This window comes from Apilactobacillus sp. (genome assembly GCF_025290035.1).
GTDB lineage: Bacteria > Bacillota > Bacilli > Lactobacillales > Lactobacillaceae > Apilactobacillus.
Genome location: NZ_JAMBKT010000001.1, coordinates 119,139 through 132,740, shown reverse-complemented (window position 1 = coordinate 132,740; position 13,602 = coordinate 119,139). Strand labels below are relative to the sequence as shown.

General features: G+C 32.4%; 13 protein-coding genes. All 13 read left to right on the top strand.

Annotation, left to right across the window (positions count from 1 at the left end; translation table 11 throughout):
* Positions 1-29 precede the first annotated feature (29 nt).
* The 13 genes from M3005_RS00655 (at position 30) to M3005_RS00595 (ending at position 13,532) form a co-directional block, all read left to right on the top strand.
* Positions 30-890 (top strand): bifunctional 5,10-methylenetetrahydrofolate dehydrogenase/5,10-methenyltetrahydrofolate cyclohydrolase, encoded by an 861-nt coding sequence (locus M3005_RS00655; protein WP_293792786.1) that lies wholly within the window; start codon positions 30-32, stop codon positions 888-890.
* Positions 883-2,223 (top strand): exodeoxyribonuclease VII large subunit, encoded by a 1,341-nt coding sequence (gene xseA / locus M3005_RS00650; protein WP_293792785.1) that lies wholly within the window; start codon positions 883-885, stop codon positions 2,221-2,223. The genes M3005_RS00655 and xseA overlap by 8 nt, the downstream gene beginning before the upstream one ends.
* Entirely contained in the window at positions 2,223-2,456 is a 234-nt protein-coding gene (locus M3005_RS00645) for an exodeoxyribonuclease VII small subunit (protein ID WP_053950045.1), read from the top strand. The genes xseA and M3005_RS00645 overlap by 1 nt, the downstream gene beginning before the upstream one ends.
* Entirely contained in the window at positions 2,456-3,349 is an 894-nt protein-coding gene (locus M3005_RS00640) for a polyprenyl synthetase family protein (protein ID WP_293792782.1), read from the top strand. The genes M3005_RS00645 and M3005_RS00640 overlap by 1 nt, the downstream gene beginning before the upstream one ends.
* A 13-nt stretch (positions 3,350-3,362) precedes the next feature.
* On the top strand, positions 3,363-4,169 hold the full coding sequence (locus M3005_RS00635) for a TlyA family RNA methyltransferase (protein WP_293792781.1): 807 nt from the start codon (positions 3,363-3,365) through the stop codon (positions 4,167-4,169).
* Between the two features lie 18 nt (positions 4,170-4,187).
* Complete coding sequence (gene recN / locus M3005_RS00630) at positions 4,188-5,879, top strand: DNA repair protein RecN (RefSeq protein WP_293792780.1); 1,692 nt, start codon at positions 4,188-4,190, stop codon at positions 5,877-5,879.
* 62 nt (positions 5,880-5,941) lie between these two features.
* Positions 5,942-6,559 (top strand): guanylate kinase, encoded by a 618-nt coding sequence (gmk, locus tag M3005_RS00625; protein WP_053950041.1) that lies wholly within the window; start codon positions 5,942-5,944, stop codon positions 6,557-6,559.
* Positions 6,559-6,762 carry a DNA-directed RNA polymerase subunit omega gene (gene rpoZ / locus M3005_RS00620; RefSeq protein WP_293792777.1) on the top strand — a complete coding sequence of 68 codons (204 nt, stop codon included), beginning with the start codon at positions 6,559-6,561 and terminating at the stop codon, positions 6,760-6,762. Before gmk ends, rpoZ begins: the two co-directional genes overlap by 1 nt.
* Before the next feature lie 95 nt (positions 6,763-6,857).
* Positions 6,858-8,048, top strand: coding sequence for a bifunctional phosphopantothenoylcysteine decarboxylase/phosphopantothenate--cysteine ligase CoaBC (gene coaBC, locus M3005_RS00615; protein ID WP_293792775.1), 1,191 nt, complete (start codon positions 6,858-6,860; stop codon positions 8,046-8,048).
* An 18-nt stretch (positions 8,049-8,066) separates the two neighbouring features.
* Entirely contained in the window at positions 8,067-10,481 is a 2,415-nt protein-coding gene (gene priA, locus M3005_RS00610; RefSeq protein ID WP_293792774.1) for a primosomal protein N', read from the top strand.
* Positions 10,482-10,496: 15 nt separating this feature from the next.
* Complete coding sequence (fmt, locus tag M3005_RS00605) at positions 10,497-11,456, top strand: methionyl-tRNA formyltransferase (RefSeq protein ID WP_293792772.1); 960 nt, start codon at positions 10,497-10,499, stop codon at positions 11,454-11,456.
* On the top strand, positions 11,443-12,783 hold the full coding sequence (rsmB, locus tag M3005_RS00600) for a 16S rRNA (cytosine(967)-C(5))-methyltransferase RsmB (protein WP_293792771.1): 1,341 nt from the start codon (positions 11,443-11,445) through the stop codon (positions 12,781-12,783). Before fmt ends, rsmB begins: the two co-directional genes overlap by 14 nt.
* Before the next feature lie 2 nt (positions 12,784-12,785).
* Entirely contained in the window at positions 12,786-13,532 is a 747-nt protein-coding gene (locus M3005_RS00595) for a Stp1/IreP family PP2C-type Ser/Thr phosphatase (protein WP_293792769.1), read from the top strand.
* Positions 13,533-13,602 lie beyond the last annotated feature (70 nt).

The window sequence follows — 13,602 nt, the reverse complement described above, 5'->3', positions numbered from 1 at the left end:
TGAAATTAATTCTTTGGAGGTTTTTTACGATGGACAACATTATTGATGGAAAAGCATTAGCAAAAAAGGTTAATCAAGAAACTGCATCTATGGTTGAAGAGTTACATAGTAAGGAAATTGATCCATGTTTAGCTGTAATACTAGTTGGTGATGACCAAGCTAGTCACAGATATGTTCGTAGCAAGCATAAAAAGGCACAACAACTAGGTATTAAGTCAATCGTAAAAGAATTACCAAAAGAAACAACAGAACAAGAACTATTAGGTATTTTAAACGAATATAATAATAGTGAAGAAATTGATGCGATTTTAATTCAATCACCACTTCCTAAACATATTAATGAAAAATTCGTTATGAGCCAAATTAATCCAGATAAAGATGTTGATGGGTTCCAAGTTATTAATTCTGGAAAACTATTTTTAAACGATAAAAGTAATTATCCTGTGGCATGTACACCAAAGGGTGTTATGACAATGTTTGCTGAATACAATATTGAACTAAAAGGGAAAAAAGCAGTAGTGATTGGTAGAAGTACAATCGTTGGTAGACCAATGGCAGCATTATTAATTAATGCAGGAGCAGAGGTTACAGTGCTTAATCACTATGTTGATGACATGAAAGAATATACTGGGGATGCTGATATCGTGGTTTCAGCAACCGGAAAACTACATACATTAAAGGCTGAAGATGTTAAAGAAGGTGTTGTAGTAATCGACGTAGGTCAAAATGTTGATGAAAACAACAAATTAGTTGGTGATGTTGATTACGATTCAATCAAAGAAAAAGCATCATACATAACACCAGTACCTGGTGGAGTTGGTCCAATGACCATCGCTACTTTAATGAGACAAACCGTTGAGTTAGCTAAATGGAGTGATATTAATGGATAATGATTATCTTACGGTAACAGATTTAACAAACTATATAAAAAAGAAATTTGATAGAGATCCTTATTTAGGGAAGGTCTATTTAACTGGGGAAATTTCCAACTTCAGATTAAGACCAGTCCATCAATATTTTAGTTTGAAAGATGATAATGCTAAAATTAGCGCAATTATGTTTAAATCTGCATTTAGTAAGATTAAATTCAAACCTGAAGAAGGAATGAAAGTCTTAGTAACCGGAAGAATATCACTATATGAAGCAACTGGTAATTATCAAATCTATATTGAAAGTATGGAACCAGATGGCGTGGGGGCATTATACCAAGCCTTCGAACAATTAAAAAAGAAGTTATCAGCTGAAGGATTATTTAATGCTCCTAAAAGAAGTCTTGAAAAATATCCCAAAAAAATCGCAGTTGTAACTTCTCCTAGTGGAGCTGTTATTAGAGATATTATTACAACAGCAAGAAGAAGATATCCGATTGCTCAAATTGTTTTATACCCCGCAGTAGTACAAGGGACTGCAGCTGCAGAAGATATTGTTAGACAAATTAGAAGAGTAAATCAAAAAGGCGATTATGATACCCTTATTATTGGACGTGGTGGTGGATCTATTGAAGATTTATGGCCATTCAACGAAGAAATAGTCGCTAGAGAAATTGCTAATAGTAAAATTCCTATTATTTCATCAGTAGGTCACGAAACTGATACTACAATTGCAGATTTAGTTGCTGATGTTAGAGCAGCTACGCCAACTGCGGCTGCTGAATTAGCGGTTCCTGTTTTGACAGATGTTATTACTGATATTAAAAATAATGAAATTAGAATTGTTAATGCATACAAAAATATGATTATTCAATTACAACAAAGGTTAAATAAGATCACTAGTTCTTATATCTTTAAACAACCCGAAAGATTGTATGATTCTTATGTTCAAAGAATTGATATGTTAAATGAACGATTGAATAATGCGCTTCAACAAAGCATTAATGCAGCAGATAAAAGAATTAATGATTTAATTTATAACTTGAAAATTAATTCTCCTAAAAATAGGATTAATGAACAGAAACAAGTTTTAAAAGTTGAACAAAAACAATTGTTGAGAAATATATCATTACTTTTGGAAAATAAGAATAATAAAGTAAATCAATTGATTAGTTCTTTAGATCATTTAAGTCCTTTAAAGGTTATGTCTAGAGGATTCAGTTACACTACTGATAATGAAGGTAACGTGATTAAAAAAATCTCGGATGTAAAAAAAGATGATGAGATTAAGCTTAAATTAATTGATGGGACAGCTAAAGCAACTATTAACGAGGTTATAAAGGAGAATAAATAATGGCTGAAAAAGTAAGTTTTGAAGAAAATATGAAAAATTTAGAAATGATTGTTTCTGAATTAGAACAAGGAGATATACCTTTGGAAAAAGCACTTAGTGAATTTCAAAAAGGAGTAAAGCTAAGCGCAGAACTACAAGATACTTTAAAAAATGCTGAAAAGACATTAGCAAAAGAAATAACTGATGATGATAAAGAAGTTGCTTTTGAAGAGTCAGAAAGTGATGAAAAGTAATGAAAGATTCTACTTTTCTAACAGATTTTGTTAATGAATATAAAAACAGAATTGAATTAACAATTGAAAAAGAAGTTTTGAAGGACGTTAGTCAAAGTGACTTATCAGAGTCCATGTTGTACTCTCTGAAAGCTGGTGGAAAGAGATTACGTCCGTTATTAACATTAGCTGTTTTAAAAACTTTCAATCACAATATCGACGAGGATGAATTAAAAGTATCCAGTGCGCTGGAACTTCTTCATACATATTCTTTAATTCATGATGATTTACCTGCTATGGATAATGATGATTTAAGACGTGGAAAAGCAACGAATCACGTTGTATATGGTGAAGGATTAGCCACATTAGCAGGGGATGCACTGCTAACTTTATCATTTCAATGGTTAACTGATAATAATTTATCTGATGCAAAAAAGGTTCAATTAGTGTTGGAATTATCTAAAAAAGCAGGACCTTCGGGAATGGTTGCTGGACAAGCAATTGATATTCTTAATGAGAATAAACCATTAACACTTGATCAAATTAAGCACTTACATGAACAAAAAACTGGTGATTTAATCAGATACGCATTAATTGCCGGAGGAATCATGTCTGATTGCGAAAGTGAAGTTATTAAACTTTTAGATAATTTCGGGGCAGACTATGGATTAGCTTTCCAAATTTATGACGATATTTTAGACGTTACTTCTAACACAGAAGATTTAGGCAAGCCAGTCCATCAAGATAGCGTAAAAAACACTTATACTAACCAATTAGGTTTGGATAAGGCATATGAATATTTAGAAGATACATTAGATCATAGTAAAATGATTCTAAATAAAATTAGTGATTTAAATGGTATTGATGTTTCATTGCTAATGTCTTTTCTAGATTATTTTAATATCGAAAAATAGGGGTAATTTAGCAATGCAAAAAGAAAGAGTAGATGTTCTACTGGTACAACAAGGCCTTTTTGATACTAGAGAAAAAGCTAAAAGAGCTGTAATGGCAGGTGAAGTACTAGGAAAAAATGAAGAACGTTTAGATAAACCAGGCGTTAAAATTCCAGTTGACACAAAGTTACATTTAAAAGGAAAACCAATGCCATATGTTAGTAGAGGTGGATTAAAGCTTGAAAAGGCTTTAAAAGTTTTCAATTTGGATGTTAAAGGAAAAACAGTTCTGGATATTGGTTCATCAACTGGTGGATTTACTGACGTAATGTTACAAAATGGAGCTAGAATTAGCTACGCTTTGGATGTTGGAAGCAACCAATTAGTATGGAAATTAAGAGAAGATCCAAGAGTCGTTGTGATGGAACACACTAATTTTAGATATTCTAAACTCGAAGATTTTAAAGATGGACAACCAGAATTTGCGTCAATTGATGTATCATTTATTTCACTTCACTTGATTTTACCTGTTTTAAAAGATATTCTAATTGAAAATGGTCACGTAGCAGCACTAATAAAACCACAATTTGAAGCAGGTAGAGATAAGATTGGTAAGCATGGAATAGTTAGAGATCCTAAAGTACATGCTGAAGTATTAGATGATATTATCAAGTTCGCTGTCAAAAGTGGTTATTCTGTTGAAGGCCTTGATTTTTCACCAATTACTGGTGGAGAAGGAAACATTGAATTCTTAGTTGATTTAAAGTCTGTTGACAATCCATCAATTAATCCGGACATTTCAATTGAACAAACAATTAAAAATGCCGAAGAATTAAAGTAACGAAAGGAAGTCTTCTAATTGCTTGAACACTTATCAATTCATGATTTTGCGATTATCGACCATTTAGAAATTGATTTTTCAAATGGGATGACAGTGCTTACAGGTGAAACTGGTGCAGGTAAGTCTATCATTATAGATGCTGTCGGCTTATTAGCTGGTGGAAGAGGATCACAAAACTTTATTAGAACTGGAAGAAACAAGCTTCTGATCCAAGGCCTTTTTGTCTTTCCAGAAGATGGATTAACATATCAAGTTTTAGATGATATGGGAATCGAACACAGTGATAACAGTGTGATATTACAACGTGAAATCTATCGAAATGGTCGAAACATTTGTCGTGTTAATGGAATGATTGTTAATACTGCAATGTTAAAAAAGGTTGGAGAAACCATTGTTGATATTCATGGTCAAAATGAACATCAAGAGTTAATGCAACCTGAAAAGCATGTTCACTTGCTGGATGAATTTGGTAAGAAAGAAATTAAAGACTTATTGAACCAATACCAAGAAACTTTTGAACATTATCAAACACTAAAAGCGTCAATTAACGAAAAAAGAAGTAATGAAAAAGAATGGTCGCAAAGATTAGATATGCTTGAATTTCAAGAAAATGAAATTAGCAACGCTAATTTACAAATCGGTGAAGAAGAGGAACTTGTTAGCCAAAGAGATCATTTATTAAATTACCAAAAAATCGTAGATGCACTTAACTTAAGCTTTAGTGCAATTAACGGTGACGATAATATTAATCCATTAGATATTATCGGTGAAGCTAAAAATTCAATGGAATCAATTGAAGAAGTAGATCCTCAATTTAGAGAGATATCAGATAATATTAAGAATGCTTTTTATTTATTACAAGATGCCTCCGATAATATTTCTGATCAACTAGATTTACAAGAGTTTGATCAAGGTAAGTTGGAAGAAATTGAAGAAAGATTAAATACTATTTATGTTTTAAAACGTAAGTATGGAGATTCAATCGAACAGATATTAAACCATTACCAAAATGTTGTTAAAGAACTATCAACAATGCAAGCCGACCAAACTACTGGAGAAAATCTAAATGAACAGTATGAATCAACTTTAAGCCAATTGACATCATTAGCTGATGAATTAAATGTTAAACGCCATAAAGTTGCCACAAAGCTTGAAAAATCAGTGCATGATCAATTATCTGATTTATATATGGCGAAGACAGAGTTCAAGGTTAACTTTGAAAAGCTCCCAATTGGCGAATTCCATTCATATGGAAATGAAAAAGTTGAATTTTATATGAGAACCAATCCTGGTGAAGCGATGTTGCCACTAGCTAAAATTGCTTCTGGTGGTGAACTTTCAAGAATTATGTTAGCTCTAAAGACACTATTTACAAGTGTCCAAGGCGTAACATCAATTATATTTGATGAAGTTGATACCGGTGTTTCAGGTCGTGTTGCTCAAGCAATCGCTGAGAAGATAAGTAAAATTGCTCAAAAATCACAGGTGCTATGTATTACGCACTTACCTCAAGTGGCGGCAATGTCTGATCATCACTACTTTATTGAAAAGAAGATTGAAAAAGATCGCACTATGACAAGCATAGTAAAATTATCAGTACAAAAAAGAGTTCAAGAGTTGGCAAGAATGTTATCTGGAACAACAGTTACCGATTTAACATTACAACATGCAAATGAATTACTTAAATTGGCTGATGAAACAAAAAAATAGTTTGAAAAATTCGTAAAAATAGACCATAATAGAAGTATTATAAATTTTTGAGGGGTTTTAGAATGGCTAAAAGAGGAATGTTAATTGTTCTTTCAGGTCCTTCCGGTGTTGGTAAGGGAACTGTTAGAAAAGCCTTATTTAATGAAGAAGATGTAGACTTCAAATACTCAATTTCTATGACTACTAGAAAGCCTCGTGAAGGTGAAGTAAATGGAAAAGATTATTTCTTTGTTACTAAAGAAGAATTTGAAGACCACATTAAGAATGGTGAAATGCTTGAATATGCTAAGTATGTTGATAATTACTACGGTACACCATTGAACTATGTTAACCAAACTTTGGACGAAGGACATGACGTCTTTTTAGAAATTGAAGTAAATGGTGCAATGCAAGTTAGAGCAAATTGCCCAGAAGCAGTTTTTGTATTTCTTACCCCACCAGATTTAGTGGTATTAAAGAATCGTTTAATCGGTCGTGGTACTGATGACATGGATGTAATTGATAAACGAATTCAAACCGCTGTTTCAGAAATTAAAATGATGAGAAATTATGATTATGCTGTATTAAACGATAAAGTTGAAAATGCAGTTGATCGAATTAAAACTATTGTAAATAGTGAAAGACTTAAAGTTAACCGTGTTATGCCGGATTACTTATCAATGTTAGGAGAAGAAGATTAATGTTATTATACCCATCTGTAGATAAACTACTTGAAAGAGTTGATTCAAGATATTCTTTAATTATGTTAGCAAGTAAGCGCGCACATGATATTGATGCAGGTTCACCATTACTTTTGGATGAATACAAATCAAGAAAAACTGTTGGTAAAGCTTTTGAAGAAATTGCTGATGGTAAAGTTGAATTAACTAGAGATAAAAAATAATTAATTGAAACCTTTGCAGCAGTGCAAAGGTTTTTATTTTGTTTTTTTGTTACAATATACTTATTAGAAACTATGAGAAAATAGGAGGTTACAAGATGAAAAACATGAAAGTTGCTCTTTATGTTACAGGTAGCATTGCTGCATATAAATCACTTACGTTAGCAAGACTATTAGTTAAAAATGGTGCAGATGTTAGAGTTGTGATGAGTAATGGTGCACAAAAATTTGTAACTCCACTTGCATTTCAAACTTTAACTAAAAATAATGTATTTGTTGATACATTTGATGAACCTAATCCAAAAGAAATAACACACATTGATATCGCAACATGGGCAGACTTATCTATTGTCGCTCCAGCAACAGCAAACACAATTGCAAAAATCGCAAATGGCATTGCTGATGATGTTGTATCAACCACGCTTTTAGCTACTCCTACTCAAAAAATTGTTGTTCCAGCAATGAACAACAATATGTGGGATAATCTAGCAACGCAACGTAACATTAAACAATTAGAAGATGATGGAATTGATATTTTATATCCAACTGATGGTTTCTTAGCTGAAGGATATGCAGCTAAAGGTAGAATGATTGAACCTGAAGAAATTATTCTACAAGTACAACAAATTATGAAAAAATCTGAAGTATTGGCTGGAAAAAAGATTTTAGTTACTGCTGGTGGAACGAGTGAACCAATTGATCCAGTTAGATACATTACTAATAGGTCATCAGGAAAGATGGGTTACGCTATTGCTGAGGCGTGTGCTAATGCTGGTGCTGAAGTGAAATTAATCACGGCTTCGGATATGCAGGTCTCAAATCCAAATATCGAAGTAGAAAGAGTAATAACATCTAACGATATGTTGGATGCTGTAAAAAATAATTTCGATAGTATCAATGTTTTAATTATGGCTGCCGCTGTTTCAGATTATAAATCTGAAGTTGTCAGTGACCAAAAGATTAAGAAGAATGGCGATTATTTAGAAATCAGACTAAAGAAAACACCAGATATTTTAAAAGAAGTAACCAAACAAAAAGGTAATCAATTTATTGTTGGATTTGCTGCTGAAACACAAGATTTAATAGCTAATGCAATTAAAAAGTTAGAAACAAAGAAATTAGATTTATTGTTAGCTAACGATGTAAGTAACGATAATATTGGTTTTAGTAGTGATAATAATCAAATCTCATTTATTGATAAAAATGGGGTTTTTGCAAAAACCAATATTGAATCGAAAGCGTCTATTTCAAGTAAATTAGTAAAAATTTTAAGCGAAAGATTAGATTAAAGTAGAGGGGGAATTAGCTTGAATTTAGCAAAAGTGATTGTTGATGTGCCAACCATGCAAACTAATGACCCATATACTTATTTAATACCGGATGAACTAGCAGATAAAATCCAAAATGGAATGAGGGTAGTTGTTCCGTTTGGTTCAGGTGGTAGAAAAATCCAAGGAATTGTTGCTGATATTGACCATAATGGTGATTTTGATGGTGAGTTAAAAGAAATCGATGGATTGTTAGATTTAGATTCAGCATTAAATGATGAGTTATTGTCGATGTCTGAATGGATGGCTAAAAAGACCTATTCTTTTCAAATTAGCTGTATTTTAACGATGTTACCAAGTGTTATGCGGGCTAAATATGAAAAAGAACTTATTATCAATGATAATGAAGGAATCGATGATGAGGTTTTAGGTTTATTTGATGGATCCGATTCAATTGATTTTAAAGTTGAAGATATTAATTCCAGTATGCTAAGAAGAATCATTCAATATCGAAAAGAAGGTAAATTAATCGTTAGATATAAAGTGAATGATAAAGCTAAGGCGAAAAAGGTTTACGCTGTTAAGCCGATTATCAGCATAAACGAAGCTGAAACTGAATTAAGTAATCTCCGAAAAAACTCTAAAAATCTAGCTAAATTACTAGATTATATTATTAATAATAATGAGACATCGATTCCGCAAAGAAAATTAGTAAATGATTTCAATATTCCAGAAGCGACTATTAAATCGGGAATTGAAAAAGAATGGTTAACTAGATTTTGGCAAGAAGAATATAGAAATCCATACGAACAAGAAGTTAAACCTAATTATCCTTTAAAGCTTAATGATGATCAGCAAAAAGCGGTCGATGCAATCAGTGAAGCTACAACTAATGACCAAAGTGACGTCTTTTTACTAGAAGGAGTTACTGGTTCAGGTAAAACTGAGGTTTATTTACAAGCTATTCAAAAAGCACTAGAAAATCGAAAAACAGCATTAATGTTGGTTCCTGAAATATCTTTAACTCCACAAATGGTTAAGCGAGTTAAGGGTAGATTTGGTAATAAAGTTGCAATGTTACATAGCGGACTTTCAAGTGGTGAAAAATATGATGAATGGCGTCGAATTAATAATGGCGAAGCAGATGTAGTGGTTGGGGTTAGATCAGCCATTTTTGCTCCATTAAACAATATCGGAATCATTATCATGGATGAAGAACATGAGGCGAGCTATAAACAAGATGATGCACCTAGATACCATACTAGAGATGTGGCGAAATGGCGTTGTGACTATCATAATTGTCCATTGGTTCTGGGAAGCGCAACACCTAGTTTAGAATCTAGAGCTAGGGCAACTAAAGGTGTTTATAAGCTCCTTTCGTTACCAAAAAGAATTAATAATCAATCTCTTCCAGAAGTTAGAATCATTGACATGAAGGAAGAAATAAAAACCACAGGGGATGAAGATTTCTCTCAAGAACTTTTAGCGGCAATGAATAATAGATTACAAAAGCATGAACAAATCGTTTTAATGTTGAATAGACGTGGATATTCATCTTTTGTAATGTGTAGAAGTTGTGGTTTTGTATTGCACTGTCCTAATTGTGATATTTCGCTAACTTTACATATGGATAGTAAAACCATGAAGTGTCATTATTGTGGTCATGAAGAATCAATTCCTAACAAGTGTAAGAACTGTGGTAGCAAAAAGATTCGCTATTATGGTACAGGAACCCAAAAGGTACAAGAGAAATTACAAAACTTGGTTCCCAACGCTAGAATTTTAAGAATGGATGTTGATACAACCAGAAGAAAAGGCGCCCATGAAAAAATTTTACAAAAATTTGGTAACCATGAGGCTGATATTTTATTAGGAACTCAAATGATTGCAAAAGGTTTAGATTTTCCAAACGTAACTTTAGTTGGTGTTTTAAATGCAGATACTTCACTAGATTTACCAGATTTTAGATCAAGTGAAAGAACCTTTAACTTATTAACTCAAGTAAGTGGACGCGCAGGAAGAGCTGATAAAGAAGGACTAGTTTATATTCAAACATTTAATCCTGATCACTATGCAATTCGATTAGCCCAAAAACAAGATTATGAATTGTTTTATCGCAAGGAAATGTCAGTAAGGCACCAAACTAATTACCCGCCATATTTCTTTACAGTAAAGATTACAGCTTCTGATGTTAACGAAGCTAAGGCTGCAGCCAAAATGTTTGAAATTCAAAAGATTTTAAAGGCCAAGTTAAGTGATAAAGCGTTAATGCTAGGACCATCGCCTAGTTCAATTTTAAAGTTAAAAAATAAGTACTATTATCAAATAATTATTAAATATAAAAATGAGCCAAACTTAAGCGAATGCTTAAATTATATTTTGAACCATTATCAAAAAGATGCTCAAAAAGGATTGTATGTAAATATTGATCCAGATCCATTGAATTTTATGTAAGGATGTCGATAGTTAATGAAAACAGTTGTATTTATGGGAACCCCTTCGTTTGCGGTCCCAATTTTAAACGGAATAAATGACAGTGATGAATATCAAGTAAAAGCAGTAGTCACTCAACCAGATAGACCTTTTGGTAGAAAAAGAGTTTTAAAACCATCTCCTGTTAAAGAGGCTGCCATTGAACTAGGGATTGAAGTTTTACAACCAGAAAAAATAAGCGGTAGCGACGAAATGGCTAAAATTATAGAAATTGCACCAGATTATATTATTACCGCAGCTTTTGGACAATTTTTACCAGAAAAATTATTAGCAGCAGCTAAAATCGCAGCGGTTAATGTACACGGTTCATTATTGCCTAAATACCGTGGTGGAGCACCGGTTCAATATTCATTAATCAACGGAGACGAAGAAACTGGTATTTCTATTATGTATATGGTTAAAAAAATGGATGCAGGGGATGTTTTAAGTCAACAATCATTAAAGATTGAATCAGATGATGATACCCAATCATTATTTGATAAATTAAGTCTGATTGGTAAAGACTTATTATTAGAAACATTACCTAAAGTAGCCAACAATAGTATTACTCCTGTTCCTCAAAACGAAGACGAAGTGGTATTTTCTCCAAATATTACTCGAGAACAACAAGAATTAGACTTTAATAAGTCAGCATTTTTAGTTGATAGGAAGGTCAGAGCGTTAAGACCATCTCCTAATGCATTCGCAATTTTAAATGGCGTTAGAACTAAATTTTGGGCAACTAAGCCAACTGATGAAAAAACTGATTTGCAACCAGGTACTGTTGTAGAGAAAACTAAAAAGACATTAAAAATTGCTTGTGGGGATGAATCTGTCTTAGAAATATTAGAACTTCAACCATCAGGTAAACCAAAGCAAGAAATCAACGCTTTCTTAAATGGAGCAGGACAATCAATTAAACAAGGAGATATGGTGATCACCGATGCCAACAAGTAATCCAAGACTATTAGCTGTTAAAACACTTAGTAAAATATCTAATGGTGCATATTCAAACCTACAATTGAATCAAGTAATTGAAAATAGTGATTTATCTTCAAAAGATATTGGATTACTAACAAACATTGTCTATGGGGTAATCCAACATAGATTAACATTAGAATATTATCTAAATCACTTCTTAAAAAATGCTGATAAGGTTGATGATTGGGTTAAGGAACTATTGTATTCAGCCATTTATCAAATGGAGTATCTAGATAGAGTTCCCGATAGAGCGGTTTTTAATGAATCAATTAAGATCGCTAAAAAAATGGGCCATGATGGAATTAGAAGACTTGTTACCGGTGTATTGCATCAAATTCAAAGAAATGGTCTGCCTAGCTTTAACGAGATTAAAGATCCAATTGAAAAGCTTTCAATTGAGTATAGTGTTTCTGAATGGATTATTAATGAGCTAATTGATCAGCTTGGCAAAGACAAAGCCTTATCAATATTAGAAAGCATTAACGAACCTTCTAAACAATCAGTTCGTTTTAATTCTAAATTAATAACTAAGCAAGAATTAGTTAAAAAATTAACTGATGAAGGTTATGAAGTAGAAGATAGTAAGTTAGTGGAGTCGGGATTGATTTTATCTAAGAAGTCTGCAAGTTATAGTCAAACTTTCAAAGATGGTGAAATGACTATTCAAGATGAAAGTGCCATGCTTCCGGTTGAATCAATGGATATTAATGCAGGCGATAATATTTTAGATGCCTGTTCTGCGCCGGGTGGAAAAACAACTCAAATAGCGGAACATTTAAATGTTGATGATGGTGGAAACGTTACTGCTTTGGATTTACATGACAGTAGATTAAGGCAAGTGAAGAAGAATGCTAAACGACTAGCTGTTAATGATGTTCTATCAACTAAAGCGTGTGATGCAAGAAAATTAGACGACTTTTATGAAGACGATTTTTTTGATCAAATCTTAATTGATGCACCATGTTCTGGAATCGGATTAATTCGTCGTAAACCAGAAATTAGATATGAAAAGACAATTAATGATGTTAATAAGTTAGCATCTATTCAAATTGATATTTTAAACTCAGCTGCAAAGAAACTAAAGATTGGTGGCAAGTTAGTTTACAGTACTTGTACAATCTTAAATCAAGAAAATTCAGATGTGATTGATAAGTTTTTATCTGAAAATAGTAATTTTAAAAAAGTACCAGTTGTATCTAAAATGGATGTAAAATTAAGTGATGATTATTTAAGAATTTTCCCTGATGATTTTAATTCAGATGGATTCTTTGTATGTAATTTAGTTAAAACTGGAGGTGAATGATAATGGAAGTTGCTGCAAATTCAGTTATTGGTAAGCAAAGAACAACTAATGAAGATTACATTGGTTATTTTTATAATAGTCAAAACGCTATGATTGCAATTTTAGCTGACGGTGTTGGTGGAAGTAACGGTGGCGATATTGCTGCATCAATGGCGGTTGACTATATTGGTAATCAGTTTGAAAATTATCAAATAAAATCAATCAATGAAACTAAAGAATGGCTTAGCGATGTTATTAAGAACATCAATAGTCAAATTATTGAAATTGGGATGCATGATGAAACACTAAGCAAAATGGCTACAACACTTGTAGTTGCTTTGTTTTTTGGTAACCAATTTATGCTAACTCATTTAGGCGATAGTAGATGTTACTTACTTAGAAATGAACAATTGCAACAACTTACCATTGATCATTCATATGTAAACTTCTTAGTGGAAAAGGGTGAACTTAATCCCGAAGAAGCTGCTAGTTCAGAAATGAAAAACGTAATTGTGAAGGGGTTAGGTGTATCTTCCAACGCCGAAGTTGATATTTCCACGATTCAAATAAAACCAAATGATGAGTTGCTAATATGTAGTGACGGGCTAACTAAAATGATTGATAACGATAAAATTCAGTCAATATTGCAAAGTAGGGTTCCTACTAAGCAAAAGCTAGAGATGCTTATTAATCAAGCCAATGATAACGGTGGATTGGATAATATATCAGCAATTGTAATTAATAATTTGTTAGGAAGTGATCATCTATGAAAAAAGGATTTATTCTAAGTGATCGCTACGAAATTATTGATAAAATTGGTGAAGGTGGGATGGTAAATGT

Bases quoted from the DNA above. Each gene is read 5' to 3' on its own strand.
- rsmB (WP_293792771.1), top strand. From the start codon at position 11,443: ATGCCAACAAGTAATCCAAGACTATTAGCTGTTAAAACACTTAGTAAA.
- M3005_RS00640 (WP_293792782.1), top strand. From the start codon at position 2,456: ATGAAAGATTCTACTTTTCTAACAGATTTTGTTAATGAATATAAAAAC.
- xseA (WP_293792785.1), top strand. From the start codon at position 883: ATGGATAATGATTATCTTACGGTAACAGATTTAACAAACTATATAAAA.
- M3005_RS00595 (WP_293792769.1), top strand. From the start codon at position 12,786: ATGGAAGTTGCTGCAAATTCAGTTATTGGTAAGCAAAGAACAACTAAT.
- M3005_RS00645 (WP_053950045.1), top strand. From the start codon at position 2,223: ATGGCTGAAAAAGTAAGTTTTGAAGAAAATATGAAAAATTTAGAAATG.
- M3005_RS00635 (WP_293792781.1), top strand. From the start codon at position 3,363: ATGCAAAAAGAAAGAGTAGATGTTCTACTGGTACAACAAGGCCTTTTT.
- gmk (WP_053950041.1), top strand. From the start codon at position 5,942: ATGGCTAAAAGAGGAATGTTAATTGTTCTTTCAGGTCCTTCCGGTGTT.
- rpoZ (WP_293792777.1), top strand. From the start codon at position 6,559: ATGTTATTATACCCATCTGTAGATAAACTACTTGAAAGAGTTGATTCA.
- M3005_RS00655 (WP_293792786.1), top strand. From the start codon at position 30: ATGGACAACATTATTGATGGAAAAGCATTAGCAAAAAAGGTTAATCAA.
- fmt (WP_293792772.1), top strand. From the start codon at position 10,497: ATGAAAACAGTTGTATTTATGGGAACCCCTTCGTTTGCGGTCCCAATT.
- coaBC (WP_293792775.1), top strand. From the start codon at position 6,858: ATGAAAAACATGAAAGTTGCTCTTTATGTTACAGGTAGCATTGCTGCA.